This window comes from Solilutibacter pythonis, assembly GCF_003697345.1.
GTDB classification, from domain to species: domain Bacteria; phylum Pseudomonadota; class Gammaproteobacteria; order Xanthomonadales; family Xanthomonadaceae; genus Solilutibacter; species Solilutibacter pythonis.
In genome coordinates, this window is the sequence record NZ_RFLY01000003.1 from 20,519 (window position 1) to 42,560 (window position 22,042).

General features: G+C 62.9%; 24 protein-coding genes. 1 reads left to right on the forward strand and 23 read right to left on the reverse strand.

Features of this window, described 5'->3' with window-relative positions; translation table 11 throughout:
• From EBB59_RS02550 to ssb, 19 genes are all read right to left on the reverse strand, one after another.
• On the reverse strand, nucleotides 1–678 hold the full coding sequence (locus EBB59_RS02550) for a FliH/SctL family protein (protein ID WP_147455489.1): 678 nt from the start codon (nucleotides 676–678) through the stop codon (nucleotides 1–3).
• Nucleotides 675–1,121: a hypothetical protein gene (locus EBB59_RS02555; protein ID WP_122100587.1), complete on the reverse strand. Its 447-nt coding sequence runs from the start codon at nucleotides 1,119–1,121 to the stop codon at nucleotides 675–677. Before EBB59_RS02555 ends, EBB59_RS02550 begins: the two co-directional genes overlap by 4 nt.
• Complete coding sequence (gene fliF, locus EBB59_RS02560; protein WP_122100588.1) at nucleotides 1,118–2,467, reverse strand: flagellar basal-body MS-ring/collar protein FliF; 1,350 nt, start codon at nucleotides 2,465–2,467, stop codon at nucleotides 1,118–1,120. The genes EBB59_RS02555 and fliF overlap by 4 nt, the downstream gene beginning before the upstream one ends.
• Before the next feature lie 12 nt (nucleotides 2,468–2,479).
• Nucleotides 2,480–2,782 carry a flagellar hook-basal body complex protein FliE gene (gene fliE, locus EBB59_RS02565; RefSeq protein ID WP_122100745.1) on the reverse strand — a complete coding sequence of 101 codons (303 nt, stop codon included), beginning with the start codon at nucleotides 2,780–2,782 and terminating at the stop codon, nucleotides 2,480–2,482.
• Nucleotides 2,782–3,180: a flagellar basal body rod protein FlgC gene (locus tag EBB59_RS02570; RefSeq protein WP_122100589.1), complete on the reverse strand. Its 399-nt coding sequence runs from the start codon at nucleotides 3,178–3,180 to the stop codon at nucleotides 2,782–2,784. The genes fliE and EBB59_RS02570 overlap by 1 nt, the downstream gene beginning before the upstream one ends.
• A gap of 2 nt (nucleotides 3,181–3,182) precedes the next feature.
• Entirely contained in the window at nucleotides 3,183–3,545 is a 363-nt protein-coding gene (locus tag EBB59_RS02575; protein WP_147455490.1) for a hypothetical protein, read from the reverse strand.
• Nucleotides 3,546–3,556: 11 nt separating this feature from the next.
• Nucleotides 3,557–4,657, reverse strand: coding sequence for a flagellar basal body P-ring protein FlgI (locus EBB59_RS02580; protein WP_245978958.1), 1,101 nt, complete (start codon nucleotides 4,655–4,657; stop codon nucleotides 3,557–3,559).
• Nucleotides 4,658–4,668: 11 nt separating this feature from the next.
• Nucleotides 4,669–5,262 carry a flagellar basal body L-ring protein FlgH gene (locus EBB59_RS02585; RefSeq protein ID WP_122100746.1) on the reverse strand — a complete coding sequence of 198 codons (594 nt, stop codon included), beginning with the start codon at nucleotides 5,260–5,262 and terminating at the stop codon, nucleotides 4,669–4,671.
• Nucleotides 5,249–5,944, reverse strand: a complete 696-nt coding sequence (gene flgA, locus EBB59_RS02590; protein WP_122100592.1) for a flagellar basal body P-ring formation chaperone FlgA — start codon at nucleotides 5,942–5,944, stop codon at nucleotides 5,249–5,251. The genes EBB59_RS02585 and flgA overlap by 14 nt, the downstream gene beginning before the upstream one ends.
• Nucleotides 5,945–5,947: 3 nt before the next feature.
• Nucleotides 5,948–6,703 (reverse strand): flagellar hook-basal body protein, encoded by a 756-nt coding sequence (locus EBB59_RS02595; RefSeq protein ID WP_122100593.1) that lies wholly within the window; start codon nucleotides 6,701–6,703, stop codon nucleotides 5,948–5,950.
• A gap of 18 nt (nucleotides 6,704–6,721) precedes the next feature.
• Nucleotides 6,722–7,399, reverse strand: a complete 678-nt coding sequence (locus EBB59_RS02600) for a flagellar hook-basal body protein (RefSeq protein ID WP_122100594.1) — start codon at nucleotides 7,397–7,399, stop codon at nucleotides 6,722–6,724.
• A 9-nt stretch (nucleotides 7,400–7,408) separates the two neighbouring features.
• Nucleotides 7,409–9,463: a flagellar biosynthesis protein FlhA gene (locus EBB59_RS02605; protein WP_122100595.1), complete on the reverse strand. Its 2,055-nt coding sequence runs from the start codon at nucleotides 9,461–9,463 to the stop codon at nucleotides 7,409–7,411.
• Nucleotides 9,460–10,536 (reverse strand): EscU/YscU/HrcU family type III secretion system export apparatus switch protein, encoded by a 1,077-nt coding sequence (locus tag EBB59_RS02610; protein ID WP_122100596.1) that lies wholly within the window; start codon nucleotides 10,534–10,536, stop codon nucleotides 9,460–9,462. Before EBB59_RS02610 ends, EBB59_RS02605 begins: the two co-directional genes overlap by 4 nt.
• A gap of 1 nt (nucleotide 10,537) precedes the next feature.
• Nucleotides 10,538–11,305, reverse strand: coding sequence for a flagellar biosynthetic protein FliR (locus EBB59_RS02615; RefSeq protein WP_122100597.1), 768 nt, complete (start codon nucleotides 11,303–11,305; stop codon nucleotides 10,538–10,540).
• Complete coding sequence (gene fliQ, locus EBB59_RS02620; RefSeq protein WP_122100598.1) at nucleotides 11,305–11,568, reverse strand: flagellar biosynthesis protein FliQ; 264 nt, start codon at nucleotides 11,566–11,568, stop codon at nucleotides 11,305–11,307. The genes EBB59_RS02615 and fliQ overlap by 1 nt, the downstream gene beginning before the upstream one ends.
• Nucleotides 11,569–11,575: 7 nt before the next feature.
• Entirely contained in the window at nucleotides 11,576–12,721 is a 1,146-nt protein-coding gene (locus EBB59_RS02625) for a tetratricopeptide repeat protein (RefSeq protein WP_158601692.1), read from the reverse strand.
• Nucleotides 12,722–12,929: 208 nt separating this feature from the next.
• A complete protein-coding gene (locus EBB59_RS02630) occupies nucleotides 12,930–13,301 on the reverse strand; it encodes a hypothetical protein (protein ID WP_158601693.1) in 372 nt (123 codons plus the stop codon).
• Between the two features lie 5 nt (nucleotides 13,302–13,306).
• Complete coding sequence (locus tag EBB59_RS02635; protein ID WP_122100601.1) at nucleotides 13,307–13,876, reverse strand: tetratricopeptide repeat protein; 570 nt, start codon at nucleotides 13,874–13,876, stop codon at nucleotides 13,307–13,309.
• 478 nt (nucleotides 13,877–14,354) lie between these two features.
• Nucleotides 14,355–14,864: a single-stranded DNA-binding protein gene (ssb, locus tag EBB59_RS02640; RefSeq protein ID WP_122100602.1), complete on the reverse strand. Its 510-nt coding sequence runs from the start codon at nucleotides 14,862–14,864 to the stop codon at nucleotides 14,355–14,357.
• A 165-nt stretch (nucleotides 14,865–15,029) separates the two neighbouring features.
• On the opposite strand from ssb, the gene EBB59_RS02645 reads away from it, so the two are divergent.
• Nucleotides 15,030–16,040 (forward strand): polyprenyl synthetase family protein, encoded by a 1,011-nt coding sequence (locus EBB59_RS02645; RefSeq protein ID WP_425451785.1) that lies wholly within the window; start codon nucleotides 15,030–15,032, stop codon nucleotides 16,038–16,040.
• Nucleotides 16,041–16,259: 219 nt separating this feature from the next.
• On the opposite strand, the gene EBB59_RS02650 is transcribed toward EBB59_RS02645, so the two are convergent.
• The 4 genes from EBB59_RS02650 to EBB59_RS02665 all read right to left on the reverse strand — a co-directional run bounded on the left by EBB59_RS02650 (nucleotide 16,260) and on the right by EBB59_RS02665 (nucleotide 22,024).
• The gene (locus tag EBB59_RS02650; protein WP_211327679.1) at nucleotides 16,260–16,604 is read right to left on the reverse strand and encodes a DUF488 domain-containing protein; all 345 of its coding nucleotides are present in this window, start codon (nucleotides 16,602–16,604) and stop codon (nucleotides 16,260–16,262) included.
• A gap of 104 nt (nucleotides 16,605–16,708) precedes the next feature.
• Complete coding sequence (murD, locus tag EBB59_RS02655; RefSeq protein ID WP_122100605.1) at nucleotides 16,709–18,094, reverse strand: UDP-N-acetylmuramoyl-L-alanine--D-glutamate ligase; 1,386 nt, start codon at nucleotides 18,092–18,094, stop codon at nucleotides 16,709–16,711.
• On the reverse strand, nucleotides 18,075–19,442 hold the full coding sequence (gene murL, locus EBB59_RS02660; RefSeq protein WP_122100606.1) for a UDP-N-acetyl-alpha-D-muramoyl-L-alanyl-L-glutamate epimerase: 1,368 nt from the start codon (nucleotides 19,440–19,442) through the stop codon (nucleotides 18,075–18,077). Before murL ends, murD begins: the two co-directional genes overlap by 20 nt.
• Nucleotides 19,439–22,024, reverse strand: coding sequence for a bifunctional aspartate kinase/diaminopimelate decarboxylase (locus EBB59_RS02665; protein WP_122100607.1), 2,586 nt, complete (start codon nucleotides 22,022–22,024; stop codon nucleotides 19,439–19,441). Before EBB59_RS02665 ends, murL begins: the two co-directional genes overlap by 4 nt.
• Between the last annotated feature and the right edge of the window lie 18 nt (nucleotides 22,025–22,042).

The following is a 22,042-nucleotide window of genomic DNA, read 5'->3' on the forward strand; positions in this document are numbered from 1 at the left end:
TCAAGAGGCGGCCTCCCCCCCCGCCTTCAACGCTTCCTTGAGCGATTGAAGACGGAATTCCATACTGGTCTCGTAGTCGCCGGCCGGCCCCTCCATGCGGCAGCACCCTGGCGGAAGCGCGGGATCCCCCTCGATCCGTAGCTCCTGCCTCCGTAGATCGGCCACCAATGGAAGATCATTGGTATTGACGCGAAGAATGGCCGGCCGATGGCGATATTCCGCCACGACCGCCTCGCACAGTTTCACGATGAGCCGCCCGTCGGCCTGCCAAGTGCCAAGCAGACGACAAACCGCCGCATAGGCAAGATCGGCAACCTCCGCGTCAAGCAAAGATTCCCGTTGCGCCAGCGTGTCCTGCATGCTTGAAAGCAGTTTATCCATCCTGCCCAGGGTTTCTTCCAATTTCAGGCCACGTTGCTCGTGCTTCTTGATCAACGCTTGCTCCGCCATCTCGACTTCCCGATGGATACGCGCCTCGGCATCCGCCATCCCCTGTTTGAACCCCTCTTGTCTCGCTTCATCGAAGATCCGCTTCGTTTCCTCTTCGGACTCATTTAACACACAGGCGGCTTCCGTTTCCTCCCCATCCGGAACAGCCTTGGACGCCGCAAGGCCGGGGGCCAATGCAACACCGAGTGCCCGAATACCCGAAGTTCCCGTGCGGACGCGCTGAATCACCCGTTCACCTCCAATCGAGACAAATACTCCGATACCGCATACTTGAGCGACCGCGCAACCCGGTTTGGCAGCGTCGGGCTGGCCGGCCACGCACGCTCAACCGCCCGCGCGTAATCGGGCTCAAGCAATTCCAGCAGAAAAGTCTTGTCTATGCCCCATATCAGCGACACGCGCGCGAACCACTCGGCGGGCAGACGCTTGGCCAGCAAACCCATTTCCATGAGCGACGGCGATTCCGGGGAGGACACGGCCGAAGCACCCGCATCGCCCTCCAGTTCCGACATTACCTCTTCCAAAGGAAGCGCCAACGGCTCGACCTGCCGAACCAGCAGCGCCAGGCGCCTTGCCGTCGCCACCGGAAGGGCCGCCATGATTCGTCCGCGATCCCGACGGTGCAACGATGCCAGTAATAAAGCCGCTTTCCGCTCGCCCTGGTAATTCATACCGTTGGATTCCCTTCACGTAACCAGTCCCTGACCTTCGACAGCACCTGGTCACGCTCGTTCGCAGTCAGCCGACGTGGCGTGCGGCGCCCACGGATCGCCATGACCATCATGATCAATATCAGTCCGCCCATCGCAAACAACGACCAGAGAAGCCAAGGGCCGCGGCTGCGAACCGCCCCTGAAGGAACCACCGGACCAGCCGCCGCGCTTGCAGGCTTCACCGCCATGGAAGGCGGCGCATGAGCACGAAATATTTCGAGGCGATCACCGCGTTCATCGCTCAACCCGGCCGCGGCATATACGAGTTGGCGAATGCCTTTCAAATCGACACCCGACGCATCCGATCCCAACGCCACCGCAATGGTCATGCGTTGAATACGCCCCGGTTGCCTTGAGAGTTCGGTACGGGTTCTCGCCAGTGCGAACTCGGTTTCCGACTCGGTATGCCCATTTTGCCCCTGGGTGTTGGTCGAACTCACACGCTGGCGCTGCATGAGATCGTTGCTGGCATTGCCGTCCCGCACCGGGGTGTCCCGGACTTCATGCAAGGCGTCCATGTCGAGCGTTGCATCGACGGACACCCGGTACTGATCCGGCACGAGAAACTGGGAAAGAACGTGCTCCACCTTCGCCTGCACCGATGCCTCCAGGCGGGACGCCTCGTCGGAAATTAACGCAGCCGGGGAAACCCCGTCATCGAGCCGTGCCGCGGCAAGCAGGCGACCATTGGTATCGATCACCGATACCTGGGCGGGAGACAACCCCTCCACGGCGGCCGCCACCAGGCTCTTGATGCCATCGAGCTGTTGGGCTTCAAGGCTCATGCCCGGGTTCATCGCCAAGGCCACGGACGCTTTCGAGGATTCCTTGTCTCCCACGAACAGGCCGGGTTTACGTATCGTCAAATGAACCCTGGCGTTCTCAACGCCCGGCAGAGACGATATGGTTCGCTCGATTTCTCCCTGCAACGCCCGCTGGAAATTGACGCGTTGTGCGAATTCCGTCACCCCGAAGTCCGCATTGTCGAATAGCTCGAAACCGGCATGGCCGCCTTTAGGCACCCCGGCGGCAACCAGGCGCATACGCGTGTCATATACCTTGTCGGCCGCAACTTTGATCGAACGCCCGCCATCGCTCATGACGTAAGGAATTTTCCACTCGGTAAGCGATTGCGTGATTTCGGCCGCATCCCGTTCTCTCAGATTCCCGAAGAGAAGCTGCTGGTCGGGCCGCAGCAACCACCAGAACGCGACCAACGTCAGCAACAGGACACTACCCACGCCCAACAGGAGGTACCTGCGGGATTTGGCTTCCAGCGATGTGTAGAACTGCTTGATATCCATTTCGATCCAAAGTCAGAGTTGCATGCGCATCAATTCCTGGTACGACTCGACCAGTTTGTTGCGTACTTCGGTAGCCAGCATCAGCTCCAAGCGTGCCTGCTCCATGGTGATCATCACATCGTGGATGGCCAGGTTCTTGCCCGCCGCAAGCGCCTTGAGCTGGTCATTGGCCAGCGTCACGCTCTGATCCACGCGCGTCAGACCCGCGCCCAGGGACGCCCCGAAATCATTCGCGGGCGGACGGGACGCCGCATCCATGCCAGCCATCGCGCCCGGCGCCAGCGGAGAAACTGCGGCCAATGCTTCGATTACCATCATTTCGCTCCTATTTCGAGGCCACGCAGCATCATGCCGCGCAGCAGGTTGAAGGCGCGCACATTGGCCTCGTAACCACGACTCGCGCTTATCATGGTGGTCATCTCAATGGTCATATCCACATCCGGGTAGCGCACTTGCCCCGCCTCGTCGGCATACGGATGCCCTGGCTGCTGGATCTCGCGGACACCCACTTGCTCCATTGATTGCGCGGACTGCCGCAGCACCACCGAATCGAAGTGCATGCCATCGGCCAATGGCGCTTTCCAACGCTGAGCGACTTGCCCGGGCGCCAAGGGCACATTGGTACTGGCGATATTGCGGCTCGCCACCTCCATGCGCGCACGCTCGTAGGCCATGGCGGCCCGGGATGTCTCAAGAATCGATTCAACGGGCATCTTCAATTTCTCCCGGTGATGGCCAGGCGCATCAAGCCGAATTTCCGACTAAGCGCTTCGGTCAAAGTTTGATAGCTCATATTGGCCGACACCATGTCGCCGATTTCCCTATCCACGAGAATGGGCTCATCGGAAGCGGTTCCCGCCATCGCCCTGACCCGCGCCTCCACCTTGCGGATATCGATATCATCGAATTTCCGCGGCGAGGTGCTGAGCATACGCAGAAGAAACTCGGCCTTCGGGAATGCGACCCGCATTGCTCTTGCGTTCGGATTGCTGGACCGTGCGATGTTCTTGCTTGCCGTCCGGCTTCGCATTTCTTCAATCGATAGTGCCAGCCTCACGGCTTCAACTGAACTTTCCATCTTTCTCCCCTTTACTGAACCAGCAACTCGCCATCCAGCGCGCCCGCGGCCTTGACCGATTGCAGTACCGCGATGACGTCGCGCGTACTCAGCTTGATTGCGCGCAACGATGCGACCAAATCCGCCACCGTGGCGCCCTCGCGAATCCGTATGCTTCCCGCTTCCCGCTCCTTGACCGATATATCGGTACGCGGCATGACCACCGTGCCAATCGCCCCAGAAGGGCGGTAATAAATACCAGCCGGCTGTGAAACATCCAGCTCGTTCTTGATCTCGACGCGCAGATCACCATGCGACACCGCCACCTGCCCTACGCGAATATCGCCGCCGGCCACGATGGTGCCCGTGCGTTCGTTGATCACGACCCGGGCTTTACGATCCTGATGCACCATCAGATTCTCTATTCTCGCGATCTCCGCCACCAAGCTCCCCGGTGGGAGCGCATAGGACACAGTGACCTTGCCGGCATGCTCCGCGCGAACAGTCGCCCCCGGCTCGGAACCACGAATGACATCGGCAATCCGCCCGGCATTGGTGAAATCCGGCTCGTTCAACAATATGCTCAGTGAACGGCCATCACCCGCCACGCGCAGCGGCGAGCTCTGCTCCACCATCGCACCCGCCGGGATCCAACCAACTGTAGGATGGTTCTTCCGTACCGACGCCATCATACCTTCGAACTGAAAACCGCCAACAGAAATGGCGCCTTGCGCCATGGCATAAAGTCGCCCATCCGGGCCATAAAGCGGAGTCAGCATCAAGGTGCCGCCATTGAGGCTCCGGGCATCGCCGGCGGAGGAAACCAAAACGTCCAAAGGCTGCCCGGGTTCGGCGAATGCGGGAAGCCTGGCCGTCACAATCACCGCCGCGACGTTCCGGCTCGCGACCTGCCCCTGATCCACGTTCACCCCGAAACTACGCAGCGTATTGGCAACCGACTGCACCGTCGCGCGATTCCGCGTGGAATCACCCGAGCCAGACAAGCCAAACACCAGCCCGTACCCGGTCAATGCGTTGTCGCGCACCCCCGCCACGCGCGCGACGTCCTTGATCTTCACCTCATTGGCCAATGCGCCGCCACTGAGCGCGAGAAGCACGAACAAACTCGCCAATACGCATCTCATCACATCAACCTCAGCCACTTGAAAAGGCGATAGAAAATACTTTGCCGTTGCGACTCGCTGACCACGCCCTTGCCCACGAGCTCCAGGTTGGCGTTGGCAAGGCGACTGGACAAGACGGTGTTATCGGCCGATACGTCTTGCGGGCGCACCATTCCGCTCAAGCGTATGCGTTGCCGCTCTCCATTCACGGTCAAGTTGTGCTCGCCCGCCACGGACAGGGCGCCATCGAGAGCGACCCCCGTCACCATGACCGATATCTGGGTATTCAGCTCCCCGATGCGCGTGGTTTGCGCGCCTCCACGATTGCCGCCCCCAACGCCAAGCTTGGCATCGTAGGAAGTGGAAGGCGATTTCAAACCCGCGCGCATACTCAAATCGCTGGAAGCATCGGTCATTGCCTGCGATTTCGCCTTGGTGGCTTCCATTACCAGTATCGTGATCACGTCACCCACGCGGTAGGCGCGTTGGTCAGCCGCCAAACCACGATAGGCATTGGGATTGATCAGGCTTTCCTGAGCAACCGACGGGGGAGCAGTAGCGGCGGTTATCCACAACAACCCAAGAAACACCGCGAATTTATCAATTCCGTCCATTGACACTCACCTTTCCCGGCCCCGTGACCCGTGCTTTCATAGGCTTGGCCGCGCCAGCCGCCAGTACGCTCACCAGTTCTCCACTTTGGCCATCGGCCAATGCCCGCCCCTTCACATTCAACTCGACAGCGCCATTCGCCACTTCGATGTCGACCACGTCCCCCACCCGCACGGGTGGAATGGTTTCGAAATCCCCACGAACCACCGGCTTTCCTGGCGGCACCATGTGCTTCAGACGCAAGCCCCGGAGCGCCTTGGCATCGGTCAGGAAAGGTCCGCTGCAACAAGTGGCGTTGATCGTCCGTGGCAGCCATTGGACATGCTCGGCCAAATGTCCAGTCGCATAGTGACGCGCATAGACATAAGCCTGCTGCGGTTCGTTGAATGTGGCAGATACCCACAGACTGCGCACCGGCTTGCCATCGACCAGTATCCGGGCGGAAATGGACATCCGCGTGCGCGGGAATCGGCCGGCCGGTATGGTCGTCACAACCGAAAGCTCCCCCGTTGGAACGCTCTGGTCACGGATGTTCGCTTCCACCTGGACCATGGCACGGCTACCCTGGTCAAGCAATGCTTGCTCGATCGCGCGCTGTACTTCAGCGGCGACGTATTTTCCCTCAACAGTCTGCTGGCCCAGGCTGGCGATCAACATGACCCCGAGGATGAAGGAGTGAGCCATGAATCATCTCCTCAGGTTGTTTATGGTGTCCATGACCTGATCGGCGGCTTGGAGGACGCGCGCGTTCATCTGGTAGGCACGTTGCGCCAGCACCAGCGCGGACATTTCCTCGATCAATTCGACATTGGCAAGCTCGACGTACCCCTGATGGAGCCGGCCACTTCCTGGATCGCCTGGTTTCAGGTAGATCGCCGTGCCGGCGAGCGCCGTGGGACGGAATAGATTGCCGCCTTGGGATTGCAATGCCTCCGGAGCGGCGAATATCGCCAATTCGATGGTCCCTAGAAAACTGTCCCCAACCTCTCCCGGCAGTTGCGCGGTGACTCCGCCATTGGCTGAAATCCTGAGACCGGAAGCACCCAGCGGCACCTGGAATCCATTAGCCAGTCGCAACCCGCCGGCCGTCACCAAATACCCTTCCGCATCCAGACGAAACTGCCCGGCGCGCGTATATGCAAGCTCCCCCATGCCATCATCGAGCTCGAAGAACCCGGGGCCTTCTATGGCGACATCCAACGGATTCTGCGTCATTCGCATTTCTCCGTTCGAAAACAAAGTGGACGTGGAGGCGACGCGCGTACCATTCCCCCTCGATTCGACCACCTTCACCGAAGGCGAGGCAGCGGCCGCGACATCGACGAAATTCACCCGCCCCCGCTTGAAGCCCGGCGTTTGCATGTTCGCCACATTGTTGGAGATCACTTCGATCTGTTTCTGCTCGCTACGCAGACCTGTTGCCGCGATGTGCATGGCATCCATCTATACCCCCTCCGTCATTTATTGACCATCACCCAACCGATTGATCCCGGTATCCAGTACTTTGTCGTAAATAGAAATTACCCGTTGCATGGATTCCACATGCCTGGTGGCCTGCATCAGCTGCACCATTTCATCCGCGGCATCCACATTCGATTGCTCAAGCGCCCCTTGAACCACCGCGCCGCCCCACGGATTCTCGGCACCGTCATACCGATAACGATTGAGACCCGCCGAGATCAGGCGTTCCGGCTTGGCGATATCGACGATTGACAATTGCGCAAAAGGCCGCCCATCCACGGAAAGCTCCCCACGCCCGTCCACGCTAACCTGGCCCGGGGGTACCTCGATGGGGCCGCCATCGCCCAGCACACGGTCCCCTTGGGCGTTGACCAGCATGCCTTCACGATCCACCGAGAACGCGCCCGCTCTGGTCAGCATCCGCTCATTACCGCGCATGAGCGTGAAATAGCCGTTTCCACGCAACGCGAAATCCAGCGGGCGGGCGGTTTGCGCCAAGGCGCCCTCCCGTCCATCGACATGCTTCTTCAGCCCACCCGCCACCGCGAAATCCGGAATGGCCTGCGTGCGTCGATATCCAGGGGTGTGCATATTGGCGACGTTATTGCTTATCGTGTTCAGCAACCTCACGTCCTGTCCTAGGCTGCGCGTCACGGCTTGCAGTATGGGATCTGACATTGGATTACCTCACAGGCCATGAACCGTGGCGAAGGCGCGCACTGAGAAATTGGGGGGAACTTCAGTCACCGAGAGCACTGACACATAAGGCATCGAGCGATGCAGCAAGCCACGCAACGATCTGCGCAGTGGTGACGGACATAGAAGAATGGGGGCCAGATTCTTGCCCATCATTGCCTCCACTTGCCTGCCAAGGTTCTTCATGAACCCATCGAGCTGTGTCACGTCGTCGAAAAGCATGGAGCGTCCCTCCACACGAATATTGCCGAGCAAAGCTCGTTCGACATCGGGCGCGAGGGTAAGTACCTGCAATTCCCCTTGCGCGTCTCTCAACGGTTGGCAGATCATCGGCCCCAGGCGTTCACGCGTGCGCTCGGCGAGTTCCTCGGGAATCTTGGTGGTGCGACCGACATCAACCAGGACTTCGAGGATGGCCTCGATATGCCGGATACTGACTTGCTCCCGAAGCAGTAACTGCAACACTCTCTGAACTTCGGAATAACTCAGGACATTGGGAATCAGGTCGTCAATCAGGCTATCGTGACGCCCCCGCAAACGTTGCAGTACCTGTTCGGTATCCGCCCGCGTCAGCAAATCCGCCGATTGCCGCTTCACCAGCTCGCTCAGGTGCGTCATGAGGACGGTATCGGGATCGACCAGGGTATAACCCGCATTACGGGCAAACTGGCGCAGGTCCGCCGATATCCATTGCGCCGGGAGACCATATGTCGGATCCTGGGTTTTTTCACCCTCCAGCTTGACGCGCGCGCCGCCCGGGTCGATCGCCATCACCTGCTCCACTCGCAATTCGCCCTTACCGACCAGCGAACCTTGGAAGTGGATCTCATATCCATCCGCGGGCAGCCCGGACTGTGGTCGCGTTTGTACCTTGGGCAGCACAAACCCCAGGTCCTGGGCCAATTGCTTGCGCAAATTGTTGATACGGTCCGGCAGATCGCTTCCAGCGCCGATGAATGTCTGCGCCAAGTTCGTCCCCAGCCGAATTTCCACAGGTTCGACACGCAGGGCCTGCTGTATTTCATCCGACTCGGGTGCCGCGATAGCATTTTCACCATTCGCCTGCTCACCATGACTGCTGGCATCGACAGGTTTACGCATGATGAACCAGACCAACCCAGCCACCATGGCGAATGCCAGCAGCACTGGCCATTTCGGAAAGCCGGGCATCGCCAGCATCACCAACAACATCAATCCGACGATCGCGAGCGACTTCGGGTTGCCCGCGACCTGTTTTGGAATTTCAGAGCCCAGGTGTGCATCGGCGGCGGCACGGGTAATGATGATGCCAGTCGCCGTCGCGATTATCAGCGATGGAATCTGGGTGACGATGCCATCACCAATGGTCAGCAGGGTAAAGCGCTGAACCGCTTCGCCCCACGACATGCCCATTTGCACGATGCCGATGGACAGACCACCGATGATATTGACGAGGATAATCACGATACCGGCAATTGCATCGCCCTTCACGAACTTTGTGGCGCCATCCATGGCGCCGTAGAAATTCGCTTCCTTCTCGATCAAGGCACGTCGTTGTCTGGCCTCGTGCTGATCGATGAGGCCCATGTTCATATCGGCATCGATGCTCATCTGCTTGCCGGGCATGCTGTCCAGAATGAATCGCGCGGCGACTTCGGCCACGCGCTGCGCGCCGCTGGTCACGACGATGTACTGCACCACCACCAGGATCAAGAACACCACCACGCCAACGACGTAGTTGCCGCCAATGACGAACTCGCCAATCGCATTGATTACCCGCCCGGCATCGGCGCCATTCAGGATCAAACGTGTGGCCGAGACATTCAGGGACAGGCGCAGCAGGGTTGCCAACAGAAGTATGGTGGGAAAGGTCGAGAACTTGAGTGGTGTCTCGGTGAAAAAAGTCACCAGCAGAATCAGCAGAGCCAAGGTGATATTCAGCACCAGCAGCAAGTCGAGCAAGGGCGAGGGCGTCGGAACGAACAGCACGACGAGCACACCCAATACCAGCGCGATCAGCGCAAGATCGCGCTTGCTACCCCATAATTGATCCCATAGCGCTTTCATCGCCTCGGCATGCCTCCCGGTAATGAGGCCCACAATTCACGATAAACCGGCACCAGCGGCGCATAGCGCGCATACGGGATCATTTCATCGATCTGGCATTCCTTGTACAGGGCACGCGCCAATGGTGGATTACGTACGATTGGCACGCGGTGTTTTACCGCGCGCTCCCGGATACGCGCACTCAACAACCCAGCGCCTTTGGCGATTACCACCGGCGCCACGGTTTCTCCCGGCCGGTAACGCAGCGCCACCGCAACATGGGTGGGGTTGGCGAGAATCACGTCGGCTTCCCGCACGCGCCCAAGCGCCTTGGTCTTCTTCAGCAGATCACGCAGCAATTGTTTCTGTTTGCTCTTGACGCTCGGGTCGCCATCGCGTCGCTTGATCTCGTCCTTGAGCTCACGACGGCTCATGCGCATCTTTTTCATGAATTCCCGGCGCGCGAACAACAAATCGGCCAAGGCGACGAGTGACAGCAAGCCCACCACATACAATGACGTCTTGGCGAACGCCTTCAGCCATACCTGCCCAATTTCGGGTGGCGCAACCATGGTGACGGATTCGATCAACACACCCGCTTCGGACACGAAAAACGCGCAGAGCCCGAGCAACAGGACCGCCTTGGCAGTCAACTTGCCTAACTCCCAAACCGTTCGGAACGAGAACACGCGCCGAACGACCTGCATTGGATGCATGCGTTTGAAATCGGGCTTGAGTGGATGCGTGGTAAACATCGGCCCGGTCTGGAGTACGTTTCCCAGCACCCCGGCCACGATCAGGCCGATAATCAAAGGCATGAATGCCTGCCACAACGGGGAATATAGTTGCGCGCTCCAGGCCAGCAACGCGCGGTCGAGCCGTGGCGCGTCCCCGGCCAACTCGATCATGCGGCCAGTGGAGCGCGCCAGTACACGAGCGATGTCCACGACGCTCAGCGCCATGATGGCGGCAAAGGTGATCATCACCACCGCGCCCACCATGTCCGGACTCTTCGCCACTTCGCCACGCTTGCGCGCCTCCTGCAAACGATATGGAGTTGGTTGCTCGGTCTTGTCCTGGTCGCCCTTTTGCACCCTAGCCCCCCAAAATTTCCGGAATCCGGCCCAAGGCATCGCCAAATAAACGTCCAAGCAGGGCGGGTATGAAAGGCATGGTCGCGGCAAACAGCAGCATGGCCACGGCAACCTTCAACGGCAGAGCAAGGAAGTAGACGTTGGCCTGCGGCATCGACCGGCTGGTATAGGCCACGCCGACATCCACCACGAACAGGCCAAGCATGACCGGCGCGACTACCAGCACGGCCAGCAGGAAACTTTTCCCCAGCAAGGCCATGAATCCTTGCAGCTGCCAGCCCGCGCCATTACCTCCCACCGGCAGGACATGAGTGCTGGCAACCAGAGCGCGGTAAAGCTCGACGTGCAGGTCGAGCACGAAGAAGATCACGGTACCCAGCAAAGTCAATGCGGTACCCAGCAGCGACTGCATGTCGCTTTGCCCGCCTGGCTGGAACAACGCCGCCGCACCGAGGCCCGCCTGCATGTCCAGCAACCAGCCACTCATGTGCAATGCGGCCTTCGGCAGCATCACGACCATCCCGAATACCATGCCAATTATCAGCTCATGGACAATCGCCGCCATCCAGCCGACCACATTGCCCCCCTGCCAGACCATCGGCAGCTTGGGCATGGACAACACGGTGAGCCAGGCCAGCGCCAATGCCAACACGATGCGCACCAATGCCGGCGCCCATGCCAGTGGCGACATTGCCGGGAGCACGACCGCAGGCACATATCGGACGAAGGCAAGAACGACCAACATCGCAAGGTTGCCGAGCGCTTCCATCACATGCTCCCCGCGACTTCGAACATGCGCCGGGCCAATTGAATCGCGATCGATAGCATCCAGCTACCGAAAAAGATCAGCATCAACGCAACCACGATGATCTTTGGCACGAAGGTCAGCGTCATTTCCTGAATCTGCGTGACCACCTGGATGATCGAGATCAATAACCCCACCGCCAGGGTCGCAATCAGAATGGGGGCCGCGATCTTGATGGCGGCAAGTAAAGCCTCGGTCATGAGGCGAACTGCGAAGTCGCTATCCATGGGGCTTCTAGGCGGTATGGGCGTTGAGTAACGTCTTGAGCCGCCGAGCGAATTCGCTTGCCTGCATCCGGCTTCCCGCAGCGTGCACTATATCGGCGATGATTGCGTTGCTGCCTTCCTGATCGCCCCGCGACTCGCGTATCAGCGCTTCCGCGTAACGTGCGGTCATCGCGTTTGGATCCAGGCGCAAGGCGCGTTTGATTTCTTGCTCGGCTTTGGCTTCATCACCACGGAGTGCCGCGATCAAGGCCAGTCCGCCATGGGTATCACCAAAGTTGCGATCCAGATCATAAGCGGCGTGATAGGAAGCCTCCGCGGCAAGCTGGTCTCCCTGTAGCAACTGCGCCCAAGCCAGCGCATGCCAGGTACCGATGTGATCCGGCATCGCCTTGACCGCGGCCTCGAACACCGGCCGGGCATCATCAACGCGGTTCTGCGACATGAGCACTTGCCCGTAACCCGACAGCACGCGTCCCGAGTTCGGATGACGCTGCAATGTCGCCCGATAGGCCGCCGAGGCGGCAGCGGTATCTTGCCGCCACAGCGAAAGCGTACCCGACACCAGTAATGCCTCGTGTTGCTCGGGATACAACGCCAAGCACGCATCCGCGGCCACCCGCGCCTCCAAGAGGCGATCACCATCGAGCAGGGCCAGGGCTTTGACGCCCATGGCCGAGGCGGCCTGCGGATGCGTGGCAAGCACTACATCAAGCGCCTCGACCGCGCCGTCGTAGTCTTCGCACATCAACAAGACCCGCGCATGCAGCACGCCGAGTTCGGGTACGGCGGCCCAGTGCCCGCGCGTGGGCAAAAGTGTCTCCAATGCCTGCTGCGGACGCCGTTGGCAAAGTTGCGCAAACGCCAAGTCGTGCCGTAACGACAAACCATCCTGACCGCCCTGCAATAACTCTTGCAGGTGATGCTCAGCCACCGCGTAATCGCCCCGCAGCAGTGCGATCCTGCATTGCCGGAAGCGCATCGCTTCCGACAAGCCAGCACTTTTTACCGCGCTTTCCAGTACCAGTTCCGCCTCGTCGACTTGGCCTTCCGCGAGCAATTCGTCGACCAATTCACAGGCCAGTTCCACGTTCCCCGGATCGGATTCCCAGTAGCCGCGAAGACGCGCAGCACGTACCCCTACTTCCTTAAACACAAACGTACCTCCAGTTACGCCTGACTTCCCTGTGATGTGGCCCGAGGCATCGAATCCCCCCTCGGGACTTGAGGCAAACGCCGACATTCACACAGCGTTCACGACATGAACTATCTATCAGATGAAAAGCCGCCTGACCATAAATATTTAACCACGAATGTCTTTATTTGTGATGCACATCACTATTTTTCTGGCCTATCATCACTCATCAGTCTTGCTTTCTCAATTTGTCGATAAGCAGGGAAAAAGCCGCCAGGTGTAGTGGGCTGCCTTCAAGCGCCTGGGTTATCGCTTCAAGCATGGGCCGCCATTCGGCATGCTCGCGAAGCTCCGGGCCGAACTCCCACAGCAACATCGCGCGCACCATCCGGCGACGCGCCATGCGCTGGCTCCCTTCATCGGCCAGGTCGGCCTGCCGGGCGATTTCAGTCAATTCATTGCGCAACGCCTGCCGATCATGGCCAAGCGCCACGGTGCGGGCTTTGCCCGCCTTCCGCGGGTTGCCCGTACGCTCGACTTTCCGCACCATTTCGCCGCGCAAGGCGGCAAGCAATTGCGAGGTGGGACCTGGCGGGTCCACCGCCATCAGTGCCTGCCCTGCCCTTGATAGGCGCCCAGGAATCGCGGGACGATGGCCGGTTCTTCCTCGACGAGCAGTTCCTGGGTGGCTGAGTTGGATTGCGACCCAAGCAGACGATCACGCAGGTTTTTCATGTCCAGTGCAAGCGCCGGAATCGGCTGGGGCAGCGCCATGCCTTGTTCGAGTTCGCGCACGGAAGCCGCCACGTCCTCATCGCCAGCCGCGCAGAGCCCCCGGGCATAGGCGCCAAGCGCATCGTGCATCACGGTCAGCGGGTTCAGCACCTGTCTGGCTTCGTTGAGTTCCCCCTTGAGCAAGAGCAATTGCCCCAGTTGGAAACGGGCGGACACCAGCTCCGGCGCGATCTCCACGGTCTTGCGGAACTCCTCCTCCGCACGGTCCATCATGCCCAACTGGGCATGCTGGGCCGCCAGGAGGTATTGGGCATAGACATTGCCGGGCTCACGTTCCAGCAGGGTCTTGAGCATGATCACCGAATCCGCATCGCGGCCGTTATTCATGGCGTCCAGGGAGAGGCGTAGCAGTTCTTCGTTGTCGAGTTTGACGAAATCCATTCGGAATGAGCCAGGTGGAATGATGGGATTGCGACCAGAGCCGGCACTTTGGGCAACGCCGGTACGGCATCTTGTGTCCCAACCGGAGTCACAGGTACCCAATCCACCGACAGCCTGGATTGTTTAGCCCACCAATCAGCTTTCGTTCAGGGATGCCAGTGCGCAAGCGTCCAGGGTCAAATCAACGACAATGCGGCCAGCCCCCGGGAGCGGCCCGCTTCCAACCATGCACATCCATCACGGTGCCCGGTACACGGCGTTTGCGCTGCGTTGGGTGTCCAGGAAATCAACCGAACCGCCCCGGCGCTGGCTGTGCGCGTTCCGGTGCAGATTTACCGGCAACACGCCTGTATTTCGCCCCCCTATGCACGCCATGGCCACGTCTTTCCTGGCTTGGGCGTGGCAGGACTCTCATCTGCAAGGGCTTTAGGCAGCGATGACGCCCCTCGCCGGAGCGAGGAGCGCTGAGACGAACCATTCAGAACGGGATGTCGTCGTCGTCGAAGCCGTCGTTGGCGAAGTCGGCCGGGGCGGGCTTCTGCTGCGGTGGGGCCTGCCGCTGCGGTTCGCGGCGCTGTGCCGGTTGCTGACGCGGACCACGTTCGTAACCACCGCCGCCGCCGCCGCCGAAGTTGCCACCGCCCTCGCCGCCGCCACGGCCGCCGAGCATCTGCATCTCGTCGGCGATGATGTCGGTGAAGTAGCGCTTCTGGCCGTCATCGCCGGTCATTTCGCTGTAGGTGATGCGGCCTTCGACATACACCTGCGATCCCTTGCGCAGGTACTCGCCGGCGATCTCGCCGAGCTTGCCGAAGAAAGTGACGCGGTGCCACTCGGTCTTTTCCTGGTTGTTGCCATCGCGGTCCTTGCGGACGCTGGTGGTGGCCAGGCTGATCTTGGTGATCGCCATGCCGCCCTGAGTGTATTTGGTTTCCGGGTCGTTGCCGAGGTTGCCGACCAGAATCACCTTGTTGATGCCGCGTGCCATGTCCTGTCCTTCCGGTTGTGATCCGTTGTCTGTTGTGCGGGGCGCTCTTCAGGCGTCCACAGGGGGATTGGATGATACAGGCGCGGCGTCCGCCACCGGAGACCGCCGCGCCGACGCATCGGGCGAGGGCGAATCCCGCCGTAGGCCGCCACCTATAATGCCGCGATGCCGAACGCCGCCGCTCCCCTTCCCGCCCCCCACCCCATGCTCGACCTGCCCGCCATCCAGCGACTGGCCGCGCCGGACATGGCCGCGGTCGATGCCCTGATCCGCCGCCGGCTGGCCTCGGACGTGGTACTGATCAACCAGGTCGCCGAATACATCATCGGCGCCGGTGGCAAGCGCCTGCGGCCGATGTTGCTGCTGCTTGCCGCGCGCGCGCTCGGTCACCAGGGCGCCGACGCCCACCAACTGGCCGCGGTGGTCGAGTTCATCCATACCTCCACCCTGCTGCACGACGACGTGGTGGACGAATCCGACCTGCGCCGCGGGCGCCGCACCGCCAACGCGGTCTGGGGCAACGCCACCAGCGTGCTGGTCGGCGATTTCCTCTATTCGCGCAGCTTCCAGCTGATGGTGGAACTGGCCTCGATGCCGGTGCAGCGCATCCTCGCCGACACCACCAACCAGATCGCCGAGGGCGAGGTGCTGCAGCTGCTGCACGTGCGCAACCCGGATACCGATGAGGCCGCCTATCTGCGCGTGATCGAGCGCAAGACCGCGATCCTGTTCGCCGCCGCCACCCGCCTAGGCGCGTTGCTGGCCGGTGCCGGGCACGCTACCCAGGAAGCGATGCACGAATACGGCCTGGCGCTCGGGCATGCCTTCCAGATTGCCGACGACGTGCTCGATTACGCCTCCGATGCCGCCACCCTCGGCAAGAATCTCGGCGACGACCTGGCCGAGGGCAAGATGACGCTACCGCTGATCCACGCCATGCGGCACGCCGACCCGGCCACCCGCGAGCGGTTGCGCGGGATCGTCGAAGCGGGCGACGTCGATGCCCTGCCCGAAGTGATCGCCGCCATCCACACCCATGACTCGCTGGCCTACAGCCGCGCGCGCGCCGAGGAATTCGCCCACCACGCCGAAGCCGCCCTGCATGGCCTGCCCGACAACGACGCCACCGCCGCGCTGCGCGGGCTGGCGCATTACGCGGTGGCACGGAAGAAGTAATCGCCGGTCGCGCCTGGCGTGCTTTCAGCGCCGCGCCGGCGCGCCCGCCCACCGCGTCGAATGGCTATTCCCGCCCCTCGGCATACACGACTGACGCGCGAGCCGGGCCTGGCGAAACGCCCGAGCGGTGCATGCGGACTTCACCCCACCGCCCCGGGACTGGCGCTCACCAAGGCCCCGGCAGTGCGCGCCCGGCCACATCAACGCCGGGCGGCGGTGTCAACCGCCAAGGTAATCCTTGAGCGCCACCGCATTGTTGTGCTGCTCGTCGCGGGCGGCATAGACCAGCGTGACCTTGCCCTTCTTCAGCAGCGCCCGCAATTCGGCCACCGGGGCGGGATTGGCGTCCAGCTCGGCCGCGTAGCGTTGGCGGAACCCGGCCCACTTGGTTGGATCGTGGTCGAACCATCGGCGCAGTCGGTCGGAAGGCGCGAGGTCCTTCAGCCATCCGTGCAGATGCGCTTTCTCCTTCGACAGCCCTCGCGGCCACAAGCGATCCACCAGAATGCGTTGGCCGTCGTCACTGGCGGCGGGCCGATAGGCGCGTTTGATTTGCAATGCCATCCTCATCACCTCGCGTCATGCGGGCACGCATCGAGCGGCCCCGGGTACGGGCTGCCAACCTAGCGGAAGCGGGTTTGGATGAAGTGAAGCGCCACCGACGCCGGTCAGGCGATGCCGAGGCCGGCGATGGCGCTGATGATTTCCGGGTCGAAACCACCGAGTTCGGCGAAGTGCCTGCCACGGGCGACGTAATCGCCGTAAGCGCCAAAGCTGGGCGCGCCCGGCGAAAGCAGCAGCACGCCATCGCCCGCCAACAGTTCGCGGGCGATGGCGACGGCTCCGGGCAGGTCGCGGGCGGCGCGCAGCTCGAAGCCGGCCTTCGCCGCCATCGGCGCCAACAAGTCGTGGATGCGCGGGCCGTTGGCGCCCATCGTCACGATGCCGTGCGGCGCGCGGGTTTCCATCGCTTCGGCGAAGCCGTGCCAGTCGAGGCCGCGATCATGGCCGCCGACCAGCAAGACGACCTTTTCTCCGGCGTGGACATCGAGCGCGGCCAGCGAGGCATGCGGAGTGGTGCTGATGGAATCGTTGACCCAGCGCACGCCCTCGCGCACGCCGAGCGATTGCAGGCGGTTGGGCAAGGGCGCGAACGTGGCGGCATGCCGCGCCAATGCGGCGGCATCGAAACCGAGCGCGTCCAGCGCGGTCAGCACCGCGCACAGGTTGCCGCGATTGTGGCGGCCCGGCAGCGGCAGGTCGCGGGTATCGAGCACGGCGCGCTCGCCGCGAAAAAGCCCGTCCCCGCGCAGATGCCAGCCCGCGCGCGTGCCGTACCAACGCACGTCGGAAGCCGGCAGTTCGAGCTTCGACAAGACAGGATCGTTGGCGTTCAACACGGCGATGCTCGGCGCGGCCTGGGTCAAGAGCGCGAGCTTGTCCTCGACATAACGCGACTCGCCGCCGTGCCAGTCGAGGTGCTCGGGAAAGAGGTTGGTGACGATGGCGAGCGCGGGCCGCACGCCGCTGTCGGCCACGTCGCGGGTCTGGTAGCTCGACAGTTCGATCGCCCATGCTTCGGCCCGGGCATCGAGCAACTCCAGCAGCGGCAGGCCGATGTTGCCGGCCAGCGCGGTGCGGTGGCCGGCCGCGCGCAGCAGATGCGCGAGCAACGCGGTGGTGGTGCTCTTGCCCTTGGTGCCGGTGACGCACAACGTTCGCGCGTTCTCCCCCCGCTCGGAAAACCACAGCCGGGTACCGCCGATGAAATCCGTGCCGCGCGCGCGGGCGAAGCGCGCCGCTTCGCCGTACGGGCTGATGCCCGGCGATTTCACCACCACCTCGAACCTGGCGAGTTTCTCGCCGCTGGCGTCGGTTTCGAACGCCAGCAGGGGGTCGGCGAACGCGGCGGCATCGCCAATTTCGGCCATTGCGCAGAACAGGGTCAGCGGTTGCGACGGCAGGCGGGCGCGCAAAGCGCGATAGGCCGCCCGTCCTTCGCGGCCCCAGCCCCAGAGCGCGATGCGCCGGCCTTCAAGCTGCGAAATGCGCACGCAGGCGTTCCCACACGTCGGCCGGGATGCGGTGCTCGTCGTCCAGCGCCATCAATGCGTCGATGGACAACGCCTCGCCCGCCAGTTGTGGCGCGATCTCGCGGGAGAAACGTCTCACCGTCACGTCCTCGCGCCATTCCGGGCGCTTGGCCAGCGCGGCCATCGCCGCGCGCGATTCGCGGCCCTCGCCGACGCATTCGAACGGCTTGTGGTCGCGATATTCCAGCAGCGCGTCGTAGCCCGCGATCTCGCTTTCCTCGTCCAGCAGATTGCGGCCGAAGATCGCGGTGAGACGCGGCTTGGGCATGAACGGCGCGAGCGCCAGGAATACGAAATGGCACTTCGGGCAGACGCCGCACCAGCGGTTCACCGGGCGCTCGCCGAGGATGTGGAAATTGCGGTTGCAACTGGAGAAATGCGCGTCGTAGTGCGTGTTTCTGGCGAACTGTCGGGCCACGGCCAGTTCGCTCATCGGCCGCAGCAGCGAGTAGTAACGCAGATCGGCGGCGATGCGCCGCTCAAGGTATTCGCCGAAGTCGCGCTCGAAGGCCCAGCCTTTCGACCACTGGTGGTTCACCTCGCCGGCGCCTTCGATCAAGCTGCCGTAGCTGGCCGAGCGCTCGTTGGAAAACACCACTTGGCCGGCCCCGGTCAGCAACGCCGCCAGCGCCATGATGGCGGAGTTGATCGCGGTGACGGGGATATGCCCGTTCCACGCGCCCTGTCGATTCATCTCGAACAGCTCCGGCGCGATCTGGCGCTGGATGTTGAGCATCGGCAGGCCGGTACGCTCGGCGCAGGCGCGGATGAGCTGCGAACCGCCGATCCAGGTCACGGTCTGGGCAACGCCGATGCCGCGCAGCGCTTCGATCGAAACTAGAGAATCCTTGCCGCCGCCGATCGCCACCAGCGCGCGCGGGCCAAGCCCCAATGCGGGCGCGGACACTTTCGCCACGGCTTCCTCGCCCCGCGGGAAGTGGACCCGGCCGGCAAGGTCGAGACCGTTGCGATAGGCGAACTCGCCAAGACCGTGGCGATAGATCGCCTCCAGCAACGCCGCGGTATCGGCATCGAGCGTGGCGTAGTCGATGCGGATTTCGTCCGGCACCGCCGCTTTGTAATAGCTCACGCCCGCGATCAGATGCAGCAGCGTCAACGCCCGTTCCACCGCGTCGGCGCGCACGTCCTCCAGCACGAACGGCGCGCCGGGCACGGTGATGGTTTCCACCAGTTCCGGGCCGTCGTCGAAGGCATAGACCAGCCGCGCCACGCCGCTTGCGGCATCGAATTCCCGGCGCACGAAGCGGAAGGCGCGAACGGTTTCGCGGTCGAATTTCAATCCAGTCATTCCAGCACTTCCTCGTCCGGCAGCGCGCGCAGGTTGTAGCGGCTGGCCATGGTGTAACCGTAGGCGCCGGCATCGGCGATCAGTATCACGTCGCCTTCGGCGGTGGCGGTGGGCAGTGCGCGGGCATGGCCGAACACGTCGCCGCTTTCGCAGATCGGGCCGACCACGTCGAAGACGGCCGCGTTGTCCTCGTCCGGCCGCGACAGATTGCGCACGTCGTGCCAAGCATCGTAGAGCGTGGGGCGGATCAGCGCGTTCATGCCGGCATCCAGGCCGACCCGGCGCACTCCGTCCTTCTCCACCACCTGCGTCACCCGTGCCAGCAGCACGCCGCATTGCGCCACCAGAAAACGACCCGGCTCGATGGCGACGCGATAGCGCGGGAAGGCGGCCTTGACCTCGGCCAATGCGCGCGACCAGTGATCGAGATCGAATTCGGCTTCGTCCGGCAGGTAGGGAATCGGCAGGCCGCCGCCCAGGTTCAGCGTGTCGATGGTGCCGATGCCCTCGGCCAACGTCGCCAATTCCGCATGCACTTCGGCCCAGTGCGCCGACGACTCGATGCCGCTGCCCAGATGCGCGTGCAGGCCGCTGACGCGCAAGTCGAGCGCGAGCGCGGCGGCCACGAAGGCATCCACCTTCGACAGCGGCAGGCCAAACTTCGATTCGTCGCCGCCGGTGACGACCTTGGCGTGGTGGCCGTCGCCACGCCCCAGGTCGACCCGCAGCCAGCATTCGCGGCCACGAAACAGTTCCGGCCAGGCGTGCAGCAGCTCGATGTTGTCCAGCGTCACCCGCACACCGCGCGCGTAAGCCGCTTCGTATTCGCCACGCGGGGCGAAGCTGGGCGTGAACAGCACCTCGGCGCCGGCCAATGCCGGCACCACGGCGAAGGCGTGTTCGATCTCCGCCTGCGAGACGCATTCCAGCCCGAAACCCAGCGCATGCAGTTCGCGCAGCAGCACCGGATGCGAGTTGGCCTTGATCGCGAAGTAGCGGCGGTCGAGGGCGACGATCGCGTTGAGCTTGCCCGCCTGCGCGCGCAGCGTCGGCAGGTCGTAGACGTAGCGCGGCGTGGCGGATCGGGCGCATTCGAGCAGCGCGGTGCGGCGCGACTGCCACCACTTCGGCGCGCGCGCCGCATCGCCTTCGCCCATTTGCCGCCAACTGGGGCCGAACACGCCGGACTCGCGCACCGGCATCGCGCCGCTGCGGATCAACTCGGTGTGCAGATGCGGGATCAGCCCGTCGGCCTCGGCCTCGTCGATCACGAAGGTGAGATTGAGGTCGTTGGAAGATTGCGAAATCAGATGCACGCGCTCCCGGCCGAACGTCGCCCAGACATCGGAGAGCTTGTGCAGCAGCGAGCGCATGCCGCGCCCGACCAGGGTGATCGCCGCGCACGGCGCGATCACTTTCACCCGGCAGACCTGGGCCAGGTCCTCGGACAGGCGCGAGAGCACGTCGGTAGTGACCAGATTGTCGCTGGGATCGAGCGAGACGGTGACGTTGGTTTCCGAAGAGCCGATCAAATCCACCGACAGGCCGTGTCGTTTGAAGCGCTCGAAGATATCGGCCAGGAAGCCGACCTGCTGCCACATGCCGATCGACTCCATCGACACCAGCACGATGCCGTTGCGGCGGCTGATCGCCTTGACCCCGGGCACGGTGGCGGCGCTGGCATCGATGCGCGTGCCCGGCAGGTCGACGCGCTCGGTGTCGAGGATCGCCATCGGCACGCGGGCGTCGCGGCAGGGCGCGATCGAGCGCGGATGCAGCACTTTGGCCCCGGTGGTGGCGATTTCCTGCGCTTCGGCGTAGTCGAGCCGGGCCAGCAGGCGCGCATCGGGCACCTCGCGCGGGTTGGCGCTGAACATGCCGGGCACGTCGGTCCAGATTTCGACGCGCCGCGCGCCGAGCAAGGCGCCGAAATAGGCCGCCGAGGTATCCGACCCGCCCCGCCCGAGGATGGCGGTGCCGCCGTCGCCATGGCGGGCGATGAAGCCCTGGGTGATGAGCAACCGGGTCGGTTGCGCGGCGAAACGCGCGCGCCAGCCGTCATCGGCATCGCGGTGGCAGTTGACCGACAGCCGGCGCGCCCAATCGCTCTGGGTCGGCAGGTCGATGGCGTCCAGCCAGTCGCGTGCATCGGCCCAACCGAAATCCAGCCCCCGCCCGGCCAGGTAGGCGGCGCCGAGGGTGGACGAAAGCAGCTCGCCCTGCGCCAGCACCTCGGCCTGCCAGTCGAGCGCGCGGACGGCCGCGCGCGCGTCCTCGCCCAACGCCCGCAACACGGCCAGGCGCGCGCCCAGCACCGCCTCGGCATCGAGGTCGAGATCGGCTGCGAATTCGCGATGACGCCGCGCCAGCGCCGCGAGGCGGTCGATGACGCCATCGCCATTGGCGATCGCCTGCAACTCGTTGGTGACGCCCGACAGCGCCGAAACCACCACCAGCACGCGGGCGTCCCGGGCGCGTTCGGCGGCGATACGGCCGATGTTGTCCCAGCGACCACGGCGCGACACGCTGGTGCCGCCAAACTTGAGCACCACCCAGGGAGCGGTGTGGGAAGAGAACGACATCTAGAATGACCGAATTGC

Coding starts and splice junctions, on each gene's coding strand:
- EBB59_RS02555 (WP_122100587.1), bottom strand. CDS start 1,121: ATGAATTACCAGGGCGAGCGGAAAGCGGCTTTATTACTGGCATCGTTG.
- fliF (WP_122100588.1), bottom strand. CDS start 2,467: ATGGATATCAAGCAGTTCTACACATCGCTGGAAGCCAAATCCCGCAGG.
- fliE (WP_122100745.1), bottom strand. CDS start 2,782: ATGGTAATCGAAGCATTGGCCGCAGTTTCTCCGCTGGCGCCGGGCGCG.
- EBB59_RS02570 (WP_122100589.1), bottom strand. CDS start 3,180: ATGCCCGTTGAATCGATTCTTGAGACATCCCGGGCCGCCATGGCCTAC.
- EBB59_RS02575 (WP_147455490.1), bottom strand. CDS start 3,545: ATGGAAAGTTCAGTTGAAGCCGTGAGGCTGGCACTATCGATTGAAGAA.
- EBB59_RS02585 (WP_122100746.1), bottom strand. CDS start 5,262: ATGGACGGAATTGATAAATTCGCGGTGTTTCTTGGGTTGTTGTGGATA.
- flgA (WP_122100592.1), bottom strand. CDS start 5,944: ATGGCTCACTCCTTCATCCTCGGGGTCATGTTGATCGCCAGCCTGGGC.
- EBB59_RS02595 (WP_122100593.1), bottom strand. CDS start 6,703: ATGGATGCCATGCACATCGCGGCAACAGGTCTGCGTAGCGAGCAGAAA.
- EBB59_RS02600 (WP_122100594.1), bottom strand. CDS start 7,399: ATGTCAGATCCCATACTGCAAGCCGTGACGCGCAGCCTAGGACAGGAC.
- EBB59_RS02605 (WP_122100595.1), bottom strand. CDS start 9,463: ATGAAAGCGCTATGGGATCAATTATGGGGTAGCAAGCGCGATCTTGCG.
- EBB59_RS02615 (WP_122100597.1), bottom strand. CDS start 11,305: ATGGAAGCGCTCGGCAACCTTGCGATGTTGGTCGTTCTTGCCTTCGTC.
- fliQ (WP_122100598.1), bottom strand. CDS start 11,568: ATGGATAGCGACTTCGCAGTTCGCCTCATGACCGAGGCTTTACTTGCC.
- EBB59_RS02635 (WP_122100601.1), bottom strand. CDS start 13,876: ATGGATTTCGTCAAACTCGACAACGAAGAACTGCTACGCCTCTCCCTG.
- ssb (WP_122100602.1), bottom strand. CDS start 14,864: ATGGCACGCGGCATCAACAAGGTGATTCTGGTCGGCAACCTCGGCAAC.
- EBB59_RS02645 (WP_425451785.1), top strand. CDS start 15,030: ATGCCGAACGCCGCCGCTCCCCTTCCCGCCCCCCACCCCATGCTCGAC.
- EBB59_RS02650 (WP_211327679.1), bottom strand. CDS start 16,604: ATGGCATTGCAAATCAAACGCGCCTATCGGCCCGCCGCCAGTGACGAC.
- murL (WP_122100606.1), bottom strand. CDS start 19,442: ATGACTGGATTGAAATTCGACCGCGAAACCGTTCGCGCCTTCCGCTTC.
- EBB59_RS02665 (WP_122100607.1), bottom strand. CDS start 22,024: ATGTCGTTCTCTTCCCACACCGCTCCCTGGGTGGTGCTCAAGTTTGGC.